Source organism: Atlantibacter subterraneus (assembly GCF_007570865.1).
GTDB classification, from domain to species: domain Bacteria; phylum Pseudomonadota; class Gammaproteobacteria; order Enterobacterales; family Enterobacteriaceae; genus Atlantibacter; species Atlantibacter subterraneus.
In genome coordinates, this window is sequence record NZ_VLPS01000003.1 from 114163 (window position 1) to 127883 (window position 13721).

Consider the following 13721-nt stretch of genomic DNA (forward strand, 5'->3'; position numbering starts at 1 on the left):
AGGCTGAGTGAGATTATGTGAGAGCGGACAACCATGGCGCGACTGGCTGCATTTGATATGGACGGCACCCTGCTGATGCCGGACCATTTGCTGGGTGCACAAACCCTGAAAACCCTGAATCGCCTGCGCGAACGCGACATTACGTTAGCCTTTGCCACCGGGCGTCATGCCCTGGAAATGCGCCATCTGCTCACCGATCTCTCCCTCGATGCGTTTTTGATTACCGGCAACGGCACCCGCATCCATACTTATCAGGGCGAGTTACTGCATCACGCCGACCTGGCTCCGGAAGTGGCGGAAATCGTGACCCACAGCCATTGGGATACCGAATCATCGATGCACGTGTTTAACGATGATGGCTGGTTCACCCAAAATGATTTACCGGAACTCCTTAGTGCCCACTTGTTTACCGGCTTTCGCTACCAGGTTTGCGATGTAAAACGCATTCCGGCACATCAGGTCACCAAGATTTGCTTCTGCGGCGAGCATGACGATCTCTGCCGCCTGCGCATTCAGCTTAACGAAGCCCTCGGCGATAAAGCGCATCTCTGTTTCTCAGCGCATCACTGCCTTGAGGTTCTGCCGGTAGGGTGCAATAAAGGTGCCGCGCTGGCGGTATTGAGCCAGCACCTCGGCTACGGCCTGGAGGATTGTATGGCGTTTGGCGATGCGATGAACGATCGCGAAATGCTCGAAGCCGTCGGTTACGGCTTCATCATGGGTAACGCCATGGCGCAGTTAAAAGCCGCGCTGCCGCATTTGCCGGTGATCGGCCATTGCAGCAGCCAGGCGGTTTCACACTATTTGACTCATTGGCTGGACTTTCCAAACCTGACTTATTCCCCCGAATGACGAGGCCATTCCAGCAAGCCGGGTATCCCCCGGCTTTTTTTATGCCGTCAGTCGGGCGATCTGCGCCAGCCAGGGCGTTAAGTCGCCAATGTTCTGCTCGACCCATTGCGGATTGTAGTACGTCTCCAGATAGCGCTCGCCGCTGTCGCACAGCAGGGTAACAATCGCCCCTTTGCGCCCTTCATCACGCATTTTTGCCGCCAGCTGTAGCGCGCCCCAGACGTTAGTGCCGGTGGATGCGCCGACTTTACGGCCCAGAACGGTCTCCAGCCAGTGGCTGGTCGCCACGCTTGCCGCATCGGGCACGCGCAGCATGTCGTCAATCACCGCCGGGATAAACGACGGCTCGACGCGCGGGCGGCCAATGCCTTCAATTTTACTGCCAACAGGGCTTTTCAGGGCGGCGTCGCGGCTCTGCCAGTAATCGAAGAACACCGAGTTTTGCGGGTCGACCACCATCAGCTGAGTGGGATGGCCCTGATAGCGCAGATAGCGGCCAATGGTTGCTGAAGTCCCGCCGGTCCCGGCGCTCATCACAACATAGTCGGGCACCGGGTAAGGCTCGCTCGCCATCTGGCGGAAGATACTGTCGGCGATGTTGTTATTGCCACGCCAGTCGGTGGCACGCTCCGCATAGGTGAACTGATCCATATAGTGGCCGTTCAGCTCTTTCGCCAGCATTTCTGAGGCGTCATAAATCTCACAGGCGCTCTCGACGAAATGGCAGCGGCCGCCGTAAAAGGCGATTTGTTCTACCTTGCGCTTCGCGGTGCAGGCGGGCATCACGGCAATAAACGGCAACCCCAGTAGCCGGGCAAAGTAGGCTTCCGAGACGGCGGTCGAACCGGATGACGCCTCGATAATCGGCGTGCCTTCTTTGATCCAACCGTTACATAACCCGTACAGGAACAGTGAGCGCGCCAGGCGGTGCTTCAGGCTGCCGGTCGGGTGGGTGCTTTCATCTTTCAGATACAGATGAATGCCCGGAAACGCGGGCAGGGAAAGGCGGATCAAATGGGTGTCGGCGGAACGCTGAAAGTCGGCGTTGATTTCGCTGATGGCGTGATTTACCCAGGTGCTGGTCATGAGGCGTATCCATTTATCAATTTGTGCCTAGCGTAAAACAAACTCCGGGAAAAAGAGTTGCTATTTCGCCCATGATTTGGCGCAATGGGAGAAATTCTTTCTATGTATCTCGCAAATGATAGATAAAATTGACCGCAAACTGCTTTCTCTGTTGCAGAATGATTGCACGCTCTCTTTGCAGGCGCTGGCGGATGCCGTTAATCTGACAACCACACCCTGCTGGAAACGCCTTAAGCGCCTCGAAGATGAGGGCATTATTCAGGGGCGGGTGGCGCTGCTCGACCCGGAAAAGCTTAATCTGGGCCTCACGGCGTTCGTGCTGATTAAGACTCAGCACCACAGCAGTGAATGGTACAGCCAGTTTGTCGCCGTGGTTTCCCGGATGCCTGAAGTGCTCGGGTTCTGGCGGATGGCAGGCGAATACGATTATCTGATGCGCGTTCAGGTCGCGGATATGAAGCGTTTTGATGATTTTTATAAGCGTCTGGTGAACCAGGTTCCCGGCTTATCGGATGTCACCTCCAGTTTTGCCATGGAACAGATAAAATATACCACTGCCTTGCCGTTAGACGGTTAACGCCACCATCACGTCAATCACCTGCAATCGACCGAACAGCAAGCCAATCAGGAATTTATTACGTGCGATTATTTGCTCAATTACGCTGGTATTTCACCCGGGAGTGGCGACGCTATCTCGGCGCGGTGTGCCTGCTGATTATCATCGCGATCCTGCAACTGATCCCACCGCGTGTGGTGGGCATCATCGTGGATGGCGTCACTCGCAACCACTTCACCGCCGGCCAGATATTCCAGTGGCTGGGGCTGATGGTGGCCGTCGCGGTGATTGTCTATCTGCTGCGCTATGTCTGGCGCGTGCTGCTGTTCGGCGCGTCCTACCAGCTGGCGGTCGAGCTGCGCGAGGATTTTTATCGACAATTGAGCCGTCAACACCCTGAGTTTTACCTGCGTCACCGCACCGGGGACTTAATGGCGCGCGCCACTAACGATGTCGACCGGGTGGTGTTCGCCGCCGGGGAGGGGGTGCTAACGCTGGTAGATTCGCTGGTGATGGGCTGTGTGGTGCTGGTGGTTATGAGCACCCAAATCAGTTGGCAGCTGACACTACTGGCACTGCTGCCGATGCCGATTATGGCGCTGGTGATTAAACGCTACGGCGACCAGCTGCATAGCCGTTTTAAAGCGGCGCAGGCGGCGTTTTCATCGCTCAACGACCGCACCCAGGAGAGCTTAACCAGCATCCGCATGATCAAAGCCTTCGGGCTGGAAGATCGCCAGTCGGGGCTGTTTGCCGAAGACGCCCGCGACACAGGGCAAAAAAACCTGCGCGTCGCCAGAGTGGATGCGCGTTTCGATCCCACCATTTATATCGCCATCGGCATGGCGAATCTGCTGGCGATTGGCGGCGGAAGCTGGATGGTGATCAACGGCTCGCTCACTCTCGGGCAGCTCACCAGCTTTATGATGTACCTTGGCCTGATGATTTGGCCGATGCTGGCGCTGGCCTGGATGTTCAACATTGTCGAACGCGGCAGCGCGGCGTACAGCCGTATTCGGGCTATGCTGGCGGAAGCGCCGGTGGTGAGCGACGGCGATCGTGACGTCCCGGCAGGCCGCGGCGTGTTGGACGTGGCGATCCGTGAATTTACTTATCCGCAGGCGTCGAAACCGACGCTGAACAACATCAACCTGACGCTCAGACCCGGCCAGATGCTGGGGATTTGCGGCCCGACCGGCGCGGGGAAAAGCACCGTACTGTCGCTGATCCAGCGCCATTTCGATGTCGACCAGGGTGAAATCCGCTTCCATGATATTCCCCTTACCGCGTTGCAGCTCGATTCCTGGCGCAGCCGGCTGGCGGTGGTCAATCAAACGCCGTTTTTATTCTCAGACAGCGTGGCGAGCAATATCGCGCTTGGTCATCCCGGCGCTACCCAGCAGGAGATTGAGCACGTGGCGAAACTGGCCTGCGTGCATGACGATATTCTGCGTCTGCCTCAGGGCTATGACACTGAAGTGGGCGAGCGGGGCGTGATGCTGTCCGGCGGGCAAAAACAGCGGATTTCCATTGCCAGAGCGCTGCTGCTGAACGCCGAGATTCTGATTCTGGATGACGCGCTCTCGGCGGTGGACGGGCGCACCGAGCATCAAATTCTCCATAATCTGCATCACTGGGGAGAGGGCCGGACGGTGATTATCAGCGCGCATCGCCTGTCAGCGTTAACCGAGGCGGATGAAATTGTGGTGCTGCAACAGGGCCATATCGCCCAGCGCGGCGAGCACGATGCGCTGGCGGCTCAGCCCGGCTGGTATCGCGATATGTATCGCTATCAGCAAATAGAAGCGGCGCTGGACGACGAGCCGGAACGCGAGGAGGCCGTAAATGGATAAGCCTGCGCAACTGTGGCCGACCTTAAAACGCCTGCTGGCCTACGGCAGCCCATGGCGTAAACCGCTTTCGATGGCCGTGGTAATGCTGTGGATTGCCGCCGCGGCGGAAGTGAGCGGCCCGGCGTTAATCAGCTATTTCATCGATAACATGGTAGCGAAAAACAGTCTGCCGCTGGGTCTGGTGGCCGGGCTTGCTGCCGCCTATATTCTGCTGCAACTGCTGGCGGCGGGGCTGCACTACTGGCAATCGCTGCTGTTTAACCAGGCTGCCGTTGGGGTGGTGCAACAGCTGCGCGCCGACGTGATGGACGCCGCGCTGCGCCAGCCGCTTAGCGAATTCGATACCCAACCGGTCGGCCAGCTGATTTCCCGGGTCACTAACGATACCGAAGTGATCCGCGATTTGTACGTTACCGTGGTGGCGACAGTGCTGCGCAGTGCCGCGCTGATCGGCGCGATGCTGGTGGCGATGTTCAGCCTCGACTGGCGTATGGCGCTGGTGGCGATGGCGATCTTCCCGGCGGTGCTGATTGTTATGGTGATTTATCAGCGCTTCAGTACGCCGATTGTCCGTCGGGTACGCACCTACCTCGCAGATATCAACGACGGCTTTAACGAAGTGATCATGGGCATGAGCGTGATCCAGCAGTTCCGCCAGCAGGCGCGCTTTGGCGAGCGCATGGGCGAAGCCAGCCGTTCGCACTATACGGCGCGTATGCAAACCCTGCGTCTGGACGGATTTTTGCTGCGCCCGCTGCTGAGCCTGTTTTCAGCGCTGGTGCTGTGCGGGCTGCTGATGCTGTTCGGCTTTAGCTCGGTAGGCACGATTGAGGTCGGGGTGCTGTACGCGTTTATCAGCTATCTGGGCCGCTTAAACGAGCCGTTAATCGAACTCACCACTCAGCAATCGATGCTGCAACAGGCCGTGGTGGCGGGGGAGCGCGTATTTGAACTGATGGACCGACCGCGCCAGACCTACGGTAGCGATGTGCGTCCGCTGCAAAGCGGGGCGATTGCGATTGACGATGTCTCGTTTGCCTATCGTGGCGACCGGCTGGTGCTCCAGGACATTTCACTGGATATCGCCCCGCGCAGCTTTGTGGCGTTGGTAGGCCATACCGGCAGCGGTAAAAGCACCCTGGCGAACCTGTTGATGGGTTACTACCCGCTGACGCGCGGCGAGATCCGCCTCGACGGGCGTCCGCTCTCTACGCTCAGCCATAGCGTACTGCGCAAGGGCGTCGCGATGGTTCAGCAGGATCCGGTGGTGCTGGCCGATTCATTTTTCGCTAACGTTACTCTGGGGCGAGATATCAGCGAAGCGCAGGTATGGCAGGCACTGGAAACGGTACAGCTGGCTGAACTGGCGCGTGCTTTGCCCGACGGGATTTATACCCAGCTTGGCGAACAGGGCAATAACCTGTCGGTAGGGCAGAAACAGCTGCTGGCGCTGGCGCGGGTATTGGTCGAAACGCCGCAGATCCTGATCCTCGATGAGGCGACCGCGAATATCGACTCCGGCACCGAGCAGGCTATCCAGCAGGCGCTGGCGGCGATCCGCCAGCACACCACGCTGGTGGTGATCGCTCACCGGCTCTCCACCATTGTCGATGCTGACACTATTCTGGTCCTGCATCGCGGCCAGGCGGTGGAGCGCGGCACCCATCAGCAACTGCTGGCACAGCAGGGGCGCTACTGGCAAATGTACCAGCTGCAACTGGCGGGCGAAGAGCTGGCTGCCGCCGGGCAGGAAGAAACGTTAAGCGCCTGACGCACCAAAATAACGCACCCGGGTTTTCGCTTACGGCCCTGGTGCAAATCCGTAACGCACTCTGCACTGGCATGGTGCGTTTTTTTTGATTACAGAACATTCTGAATCCCGGTCACACTTTTATTTTCTGCCCTTGCTGTGACAAACCCCCGTCAAATGCCGTTCTCCGGTGCTTTTTCAAATCTGGCACGTCCCTTGCTTTAGTAAATATGTGCTCACTCAGGCTGCTACCCAATTCGACAGGAGGGGATTTATGAAACTGGTTACCGTGGTAATCAAACCATTCAAACTTGAAGACGTGCGCGAGGCGCTCTCTTCCATTGGTATTCAGGGGCTTACTGTCACTGAGGTAAAAGGCTTTGGGCGTCAGAAAGGGCATGCCGAGCTGTACCGCGGCGCGGAATACAGCGTCAATTTTCTGCCGAAAGTGAAAATCGACGTTGCCATTGCGGATGACCAACTCGAAGAGGTGATCGAGGTGATCAGCAAAGCGGCGTGGACCGGAAAAATCGGCGACGGAAAAATCTTTGTTGCCGAACTGCAACGCGTCATTCGTATTCGTACCGGCGAAGCCGACGAAGCGGCACTGTAATCTGGCGAACCTGACAGGGTTGAAAATGATGAAAAAACTCACAATGAAATCGGCTCTTGCAGCGTGCGCGCTGATGCCTGGCCTGGCGATGGCCGCACCGGCGGTTGCCGATAAAGCCGATAACGCCTTTATGATGATTTGCACCGCCCTGGTGCTTTTTATGACCATTCCCGGCCTGGCGCTGTTTTACGGCGGGCTGATTCGCTCTAAAAACGTGCTGTCGATGCTTACCCAGGTCTCCGTTTCTTTCGCCCTGGTTTGCGTACTGTGGGTGGTTTACGGCTACTCACTGGCGTTCGGCACCGGCGGTTCTTTCTTCGGCAATTTCGACTGGATCATGCTGAAAGGCATCGCGATCACCGACGTGATGGGCTCGTTCTATCAGTACATCCACGTGGCGTTCCAGGGCTCCTTCGCCTGTATCACCGTGGGGCTGATCGTTGGGGCAATTGCTGAACGCATTCGCTTCTCTGCCGTGGTAATTTTCGTGGTGGTGTGGCTGACCCTCTCTTACATTCCGATTGCTCACATGGTGTGGGGCGGTGGTTTGCTGGGTACCCATGGCGCGCTGGACTTCGCGGGTGGCACGGTGGTGCATATCAACGCCGCAGTCGCTGGCCTGGTGGGCGCTTATCTGGTGGGCAAACGTGTAGGCTTCGGCAAAGAAGCGTTCAAACCGCATAACCTGCCGATGGTGTTTACCGGTACGGCGATCCTTTACTTCGGCTGGTTCGGCTTTAATGCCGGTTCCGCCAGTGCCGCCAACGAAATCGCGGGCCTGGCGTTTGTGAATACCGTGGTGGCTACCGCCGCAGCGATTCTGGCCTGGGTATTTGGTGAGTGGGCGGTGCGCGGTAAGCCTTCTCTGCTGGGCGCGTGTTCCGGTGCGATTGCCGGTCTGGTCGGCGTGACGCCAGCCTGTGGTTTTATCGGCGTCGGCGGTGCGTTAATCGTCGGTATCGCGGCGGGTCTGGCCGGTCTGTGGGGCGTGACCATGCTGAAGCGCTGGCTGCGGGTGGATGACCCTTGTGACGTGTTCGGCGTGCATGGCGTGTGCGGCATCGTAGGCTGCATCCTGACCGGTATCTTTGCCTCAACTTCTCTGGGCGGCGTGGGCTATGCGGAAGGCGTGACCATGGGCCACCAGGTACTGGTACAGCTGGAAAGCATCGCGGTGACGGTGGTGTGGTCAGGCGTTGTGGCTTTCGTCGCCTATAAGCTGGCCGATCTGACCGTGGGTCTGCGCGTACCGGAAGATCAGGAGCGCGAAGGCCTCGACGTCAACAGCCACGGCGAGAACGCCTACAACTCGTAATCTCCAGGCAATAAAAAGGGCAGGTCTCCGCGAGGAGCCTGCCCTTTTTGCATGGTTAACTGCGCTTACGCATCACGCCTTCCTGCACCGTTGAGGCCACCAGCACGCCGTCCTGAGTGTAAAATTCGCCGCGTACAAAGCCGCGCGCGCTGGACGCCGAAGTGCTCTCCACGCTGTAAAGCAGCCAGTCGTTGAGATCGAACGGGCGATGGAACCACATGGAATGGTCGATAGTCGCCACCTGCATGCCCGGCTCCAGGAAGCCGACGCCGTGCGGCTGGAGCGCCACGGGCAGGAAGTTAAAGTCGGAGGCGTAGCCCAGCAGGTACTGATGCACCCGTAAATCTGCGGGCAGGGTGCCGTTAGCCCGGAACCACACCAGACGCGACGGCTCCGCCACATGGCCTTTCAGCGGGTTGTGGAACTCAACCGGGCGGATCTCCAACGGCTTGTCGCAGAGGAATTTTTCCCGCACCGGCGGCGGCAGGAAGTTTTCAAACTCCCGGGCGATATCGGTTTCCGATTTTAAGCTCTCCGGCCCCGGTGCGGCGGGCATGGTTTTCTGATGCTCAAACCCGGACTCCGGCGCCTGGAACGAGGCGGTCATATAAAAAATCGGTTTGCCGTTCTGAATAGCGGCAACGCGGCGGGCGCTGAAGCTATTGCCGTCGCGCAGCACTTCCACGTCGTAAATAATCGGTTTCTGGCTGTCGCCCGGGCGCAGGAAATAGCTGTGAAAAGAGTGAACCAGTCGCTCTGAAGGCACCGTTTCTTTTGCCGCATACAGAGCCTGACCCACGACCTGGCCGCCGAACACCTGACGTAGCCCGAGATCTTCGCTCTGCCCGCGAAACAGTCCTTCTTCAATTTTTTCCAGATTTAACAGTGCCAGTAAATTGCTAAGCGCCTGACTCATAAAGGATCCTCAACGGAGAAGAGAAATTCAGTGGTGCTTTATGGGCGTTGTGCCGCATCAGGCCAGAAATGCCGATAACGCGCGGAATACGCAACCATAAACGCTGAGTATAACGCAGTTTCTCAACTGGTCAGAGGGGTTCAATTATCTGAATACTGGCCCGTTTTCAGGCGATTCCCGGCAGAGTGTGCCAGGCTTAGCACGATAGATGAGTTTTAACCACTCACTCTGGTGGAGCGTCAGGCCCGACCACCGGGTCTTTCATTTCACTGGTGCATAGAAGATAAGGAGAACTTTAATGAAACTCGTGCACATGTTAAGTGGTTTAGCGGTTGCGGTTGCTCTTGCAGGTTGCGCACAGCAAAAGAGCGCAGATATTGCCGTTCCGGCGCCAAGCCCTAATACTTCCGCGGTCAACGCTCAACCTGTAATTCAGCAGCCTAATGTCTCCGGTACGGTGTGGATCCGCCAGAAAGTGGCGCTGCCGCCGCATTCGGTGCTAACCGTCACGCTGGCGGATGCGTCAATAGCCGATGCGCCGTCTAAAGTGATCGCTCAGAAAGCGGTGCGCACTGAAGGTAAACAGCCGCCGTTCAGCTTTGTACTGCCGTTTGACCCGGCTCAAATCCAGCCAAACGCGCGTATTCTGCTGAGCGCCGCGATTACCGTGGATGACAAGCTGATGTTTGTTACCGATACGGTGAAACCGGCAGTGAATCAGGGCGGGACGAAAATCGACCTGACGCTGGTACCGGTTGAAGGAACTGCGATCCCGCTGTCTGAACATGGCGGCGCGGCAACCACAGTGCCTTCTACTTCGCCGACTCAGGTAACGCCATCGTCCGCTGTTCCAGCTCCGACGACCTACTAAGCCTGCGATAACGCCTCTTCGGAGGCGTTTTTTTATGGCCGATCGTAATCCCAGCGGTAGCGCGCCATATCGATATGCCCATCGCCGGAAACCATAACGCCTTCGCTGAGTAGGGCCTGCCGCTGGCGCTGTAAATCCGGGCCGGTCAGAGATATCGCGCCGTGGCGGTTTACCACACGGTGCCACGGAATGCGGCTGCCTTCCGGTAAACGTTTCAGAACACCGCCTACCTGACGCGCAGCGCGCGGCGAGCCAGCCAGCATCGCCACATCTCCATAGGTCGTGACGTGCCCTTCCGGGATGGAAGCAACGATAAGAAAAACGCGCTGAGGGAAAGTGTCGTGGTTGTCCATATTGGCTCCGCTGCTCTTTGGACTAAGCATAATCAACCCGCCGCCCCCGGAAAAGCCTTGATTGCGCAAGAAACCGGCATCCGGTCGCGGCTTGCTTGCATTTAGCCAGGACAACAATGATAATGCCCTGCGCGTTGAAAAACGCTCTCAATGGGGGCTCTGTTGGTTCTCCCGCAACACTACTTTGTTTACCTGGTCAGATCCGGAAGGAAGCAGCCAAAGCAGATGACGTGTGTGCCGGGATGTAGCTGGCAGGGCCCCCACCCATTTGTGCTGCCGACCCGTTCTTCTTTTTCTGACACGACTCACTCCGCGTCACGTTTTTTGATCTCGTTACCCAGATGTCACAAATACGTCATTTTTTTGTCACATTAATTCTGCATTATTCTGCTACTCAATAATAATGATTCCTCTGCTGCTTGATCATTAATTCTATTAAGGGATTTTCTATGAGCACCGCGGTTCTGAATGTCAAAATTAATAGCGAATTAAAAGAGCGTATTCGTCACTATGCCGAAGATAATAGTGAAACCTTATCTTCCGTAACCGAAAAGCTGCTGCTTAACGCGCTGAACGCCCAGGATAATATTGAAGTCGATGAACAGGATATCGACAGTCAGCATACTCAGGAAGAGAATACTCCAGCGTTAACAGACAAAGAAATCAAAGCGTTACGTAAACTGCTGAAGAAAAGAAAATGATTAAAGAACCTATCTGTAATGCAGAAAATTATTCCCAGGCCTGTGAGTTACTGCGTTCAGGACGGGTAAAACATGTGCGTCTGGGATGGCAAATCGGTGGGGATGAATTCTTTAAAATCGCCTCCGACTGGTGTGACGCAGGGGCGAAAATTAAAAAACATGACGATTGTTTTGTTATTTCGCTAAAAGGGTTCCCGATCCCGCGTCAGGCTTAATCTCTAACGAATAGCTATAATAATAAACCTGCTGGCGAGCAAGAGTTTGCCGTGTAGGCGCGTCTCTCCACCTCCCGTATCATGGACGGTACGTTACGACGAGCTGCCTGCTCGTCTTTTTGTTTTCCTCCGCTACAAGCATCCAACCGCTACACTTATCTACGCACGATCAACGCTGCTCATGTGGAGGTAGGCGTATGAACTATGTCGATGGTTTTGTAGTTGCTGTTCCCAGGGACAAAAAAGCCGCTTATCAGGCGATGGCCGCCAAAGCGGCACCGCTGTTCAAAGAGTTTGGCGCGTTACGCATTGTTGAATGCTGGGCTGATGATGTTCCGGACGGAAAGCTCACCGATTTTCGGATGGCGGTAAAAGCCACCGATGACGAAGAGGTGGTGTTTAGCTGGATTGAATATCCATCCAGAGAAGCCCGCGATGCCGCTAATAAGAAAATGATGGAAGACCCGCGAATGAAGGCATTCGGGGATGAAATGCCTTTTGATGGCAAGCGGATGATTTACGGCGGATTTGCACCAATACTGGATGAGTAGTGCTACGCTACCGGGTAGTGCGGGCGACCGTGCTGCCCGGGTAATTTTCGCACCATAATTGCAGTTCATTTCCCCGTAAGGCCTTACTGTATAACCATCCCTGACCGTACTGGACGCCATGCTCACATAACCATTGGGCCTGACGCGCGCTTTCAATCCCCTCAGCAACAAGCTCAAGCTGGAGATGTTTAGCCATATCAATGATATGGGGCGCAACGGTGTTGTATTCCAGGCTATCTACAAACGACTTATCAATCTTTAGCACATCCACAGCCAGGTTTTGCAGATAACTGAGGCTTGAGTAGCCGGTACCAAAATCATCAATATATATCGGGTGCCCGGCGCGGTGAAACTGCTCCACGATCGGAGCCGTGCGCTGTGGATCGGCAAAGCCACGCTCGGTGATCTCAAGAGCAATCTGCCGGGAGCTGACCTGATAGTGCTGGCAACGCGCCGTTAGTAGCGCCAGCAACGCGTTGTCAGCAATATCGTCTGCGGCCAGATTAATCGACACATGATAGTCAGGATGCTGATGCAACCAGTTACCCATCTCGCTAAATACCTTCTCAATTACCAGACGTGTGATTTCACGAATAAGTCCGCTTTGCTCTGCAAGTGGAATAAAAATATCTGGCGTGAGCAGGCTGCCATCCGCTTGCGGCCAGCGAATCAGTGCTTCTGCGCCGACAAATTTATTGTCGCTAAGACGCATAATGGGTTGGTAACACACCGTGAATTCGCGGGAATGGATGGCGTCCTGCAACCGTGCGCGCGGCGACTGCAGGCGCTTAAGGAGCCGCAGCATCAGCGCCGCCGCCAGCAGACTGATCAGAACGCCCACCGGCAACCAGAGCATTAGCTGCTGGTTACTGGCAGCCTTCATGGGATGACTGGATGCCCACACCACAACGGCAAAATTTGTCTGGGTATTACGGAACATTGAATACACGATTCCAGCATCTTCATACCGCGTGAGATTATGGTCATGCATATGCTGCCAGACGGCTAAAGAGAGTGGGGCGCTGGATATGATTACCCGGTTCCGCGTTAAACCAATAATGGCAGAATCAATCGACCAGGTTGCCAGCGGCAGGACATCAATAAAAGAACGCGGATCGAGAACCACCATATGATCGTGGTGGCTCATTGCGATCATGTAATGGTTAATACCCAGATCGTTGCTGGGCGTAAACCAGAATCGGTATCCCTCATTATTTACCCGCTCGGGTTCTGGAAACGGCGAGATATGACTTTCCTGCTCCAGTGAAGAACAGAGCGCCTGCGAACCTTTTATAAAGATCACTTCCTGTACAAAGCGGTAGGTAAACGCCACGCGCCTCATAGCCTGCAAATGGCTCGGTTCACAGGTCTGGCTGTCGATACGGTTGATCTCATTTAATGCGGCTTTGGACTCGTCGATCACCACGCTGGCAAGCTGGTTAATGTTTTGGGTATATGACGCCAGTTCACGATAAAAACGCTGTTCGGCCTGATACCGGGCCAGCCAGATACTCAGCAAAATGGGTAACAGCACCGCTACAACCAGTGTACCTGTTACCAGGCTGACCATGCGTCTTGATGTCAACGTGCATTCCTTTAATGAGCAGGTAAGAACCGTTATCACTTGTCCGGCGAGATTAACGGGGAGCCGCTTTTTTTTCGATAGTCATTATGAATGATGATGCTATTTCGGAAACTGGCCATGCGCAAAATAGTGTTTCGCTGATTCAGTGAATACGCCTTAACGCGCACAAATGATAATCGCTTGCAACGACTGACGTAACGCCGTAAGATTGTATTATGTTATAACGTAACAATTAAGGTGAGTATGAAAGCGAACATCCATCCCCATTACCGTACGGTAGTTTTTCACGACACCAGCGCGGATGAGTACTTTATGGTGGGTTCAACCATTAAAACCGATCGCGAGATTGAGCGCGATGGGGTGGTCTATCCGTATGTGACGCTTGATGTGTCGTCAGCCTCCCACCCTTATTACACCGGGAAACAAAAGAGCTTTACCACAGAAGGCAGCGCAGCGCGCTTCCAGCAACGTTTTGGCCGGTTTTTCAAAAATAATAAGGAGTAA

Annotated in this window: 15 protein-coding genes and 1 other RNA gene; 12 read left to right on the top strand and 4 right to left on the bottom strand. The window is 55.6% G+C overall.

The window, feature by feature from the left end; genetic code table 11:
• Positions 1–33 precede the first annotated feature (33 nt).
• Positions 34–852 carry an HMP-PP phosphatase gene (gene cof / locus FND52_RS06325; RefSeq protein WP_144130122.1) on the top strand — a complete coding sequence of 273 codons (819 nt, stop codon included), beginning with the start codon at positions 34–36 and terminating at the stop codon, positions 850–852.
• Positions 853–891: 39 nt separating this feature from the next.
• On the opposite strand, the gene FND52_RS06330 is transcribed toward cof, so the two are convergent.
• A complete protein-coding gene (locus FND52_RS06330) occupies positions 892–1938 on the bottom strand; it encodes a PLP-dependent cysteine synthase family protein (protein WP_144130124.1) in 1047 nt (348 codons plus the stop codon).
• 115 nt (positions 1939–2053) lie between these two features.
• On the opposite strand from FND52_RS06330, the gene FND52_RS06335 reads away from it, so the two are divergent.
• The 5 genes from FND52_RS06335 (at position 2054) to amtB (ending at position 8025) form a co-directional block, all read left to right on the top strand.
• Complete coding sequence (locus FND52_RS06335) at positions 2054–2515, top strand: Lrp/AsnC family transcriptional regulator (protein ID WP_125294085.1); 462 nt, start codon at positions 2054–2056, stop codon at positions 2513–2515.
• A gap of 62 nt (positions 2516–2577) precedes the next feature.
• Positions 2578–4347: a SmdA family multidrug ABC transporter permease/ATP-binding protein gene (locus tag FND52_RS06340; protein ID WP_125294086.1), complete on the top strand. Its 1770-nt coding sequence runs from the start codon at positions 2578–2580 to the stop codon at positions 4345–4347.
• Positions 4340–6118, top strand: a complete 1779-nt coding sequence (locus FND52_RS06345; protein WP_144130126.1) for a SmdB family multidrug efflux ABC transporter permease/ATP-binding protein — start codon at positions 4340–4342, stop codon at positions 6116–6118. The genes FND52_RS06340 and FND52_RS06345 overlap by 8 nt, the downstream gene beginning before the upstream one ends.
• Before the next feature lie 253 nt (positions 6119–6371).
• Positions 6372–6710, top strand: a complete 339-nt coding sequence (gene glnK / locus FND52_RS06350; protein WP_125294088.1) for a P-II family nitrogen regulator — start codon at positions 6372–6374, stop codon at positions 6708–6710.
• 28 nt (positions 6711–6738) lie between these two features.
• The gene (amtB, locus tag FND52_RS06355; RefSeq protein ID WP_144130560.1) at positions 6739–8025 is read left to right on the top strand and encodes an ammonium transporter AmtB; all 1287 of its coding nucleotides are present in this window, start codon (positions 6739–6741) and stop codon (positions 8023–8025) included.
• Positions 8026–8080: 55 nt separating this feature from the next.
• Here the strand turns inward: amtB and tesB are convergent, their stop codons facing one another.
• On the bottom strand, positions 8081–8941 hold the full coding sequence (gene tesB / locus FND52_RS06360; protein ID WP_125294090.1) for an acyl-CoA thioesterase II: 861 nt from the start codon (positions 8939–8941) through the stop codon (positions 8081–8083).
• A gap of 298 nt (positions 8942–9239) precedes the next feature.
• Here tesB and FND52_RS06365 point away from each other — a divergent pair, with 298 nt between their 5' ends.
• Positions 9240–9812 carry a YbaY family lipoprotein gene (locus tag FND52_RS06365; RefSeq protein ID WP_125294091.1) on the top strand — a complete coding sequence of 191 codons (573 nt, stop codon included), beginning with the start codon at positions 9240–9242 and terminating at the stop codon, positions 9810–9812.
• Positions 9813–9844: 32 nt separating this feature from the next.
• On the opposite strand, the gene FND52_RS06370 is transcribed toward FND52_RS06365, so the two are convergent.
• A complete protein-coding gene (locus tag FND52_RS06370; protein WP_125294158.1) occupies positions 9845–10165 on the bottom strand; it encodes an MGMT family protein in 321 nt (106 codons plus the stop codon).
• Between the two features lie 160 nt (positions 10166–10325).
• Here FND52_RS06370 and ffs point away from each other — a divergent pair.
• The 4 genes from ffs to FND52_RS06390 all read left to right on the top strand — a co-directional run bounded on the left by ffs (position 10326) and on the right by FND52_RS06390 (position 11632).
• An RNA gene (gene ffs / locus FND52_RS06375) (signal recognition particle sRNA small type) lies at positions 10326–10422 on the top strand.
• 192 nt (positions 10423–10614) lie between these two features.
• Positions 10615–10866 carry a hypothetical protein gene (locus FND52_RS06380; protein ID WP_125294092.1) on the top strand — a complete coding sequence of 84 codons (252 nt, stop codon included), beginning with the start codon at positions 10615–10617 and terminating at the stop codon, positions 10864–10866.
• The gene (locus FND52_RS06385) at positions 10863–11081 is read left to right on the top strand and encodes a hypothetical protein (RefSeq protein ID WP_125294093.1); all 219 of its coding nucleotides are present in this window, start codon (positions 10863–10865) and stop codon (positions 11079–11081) included. The genes FND52_RS06380 and FND52_RS06385 overlap by 4 nt, the downstream gene beginning before the upstream one ends.
• A gap of 197 nt (positions 11082–11278) precedes the next feature.
• Positions 11279–11632 carry a DUF1428 domain-containing protein gene (locus tag FND52_RS06390; protein ID WP_125294094.1) on the top strand — a complete coding sequence of 118 codons (354 nt, stop codon included), beginning with the start codon at positions 11279–11281 and terminating at the stop codon, positions 11630–11632.
• A 7-nt stretch (positions 11633–11639) separates the two neighbouring features.
• On the opposite strand, the gene FND52_RS06395 is transcribed toward FND52_RS06390, so the two are convergent.
• Positions 11640–13217, bottom strand: coding sequence for an EAL domain-containing protein (locus FND52_RS06395; protein ID WP_144130128.1), 1578 nt, complete (start codon positions 13215–13217; stop codon positions 11640–11642).
• Between the two features lie 243 nt (positions 13218–13460).
• Between FND52_RS06395 and FND52_RS06400 the strand changes: the two genes are divergently transcribed.
• On the top strand, positions 13461–13721 hold the full coding sequence (locus FND52_RS06400; RefSeq protein ID WP_125294095.1) for a type B 50S ribosomal protein L31: 261 nt from the start codon (positions 13461–13463) through the stop codon (positions 13719–13721).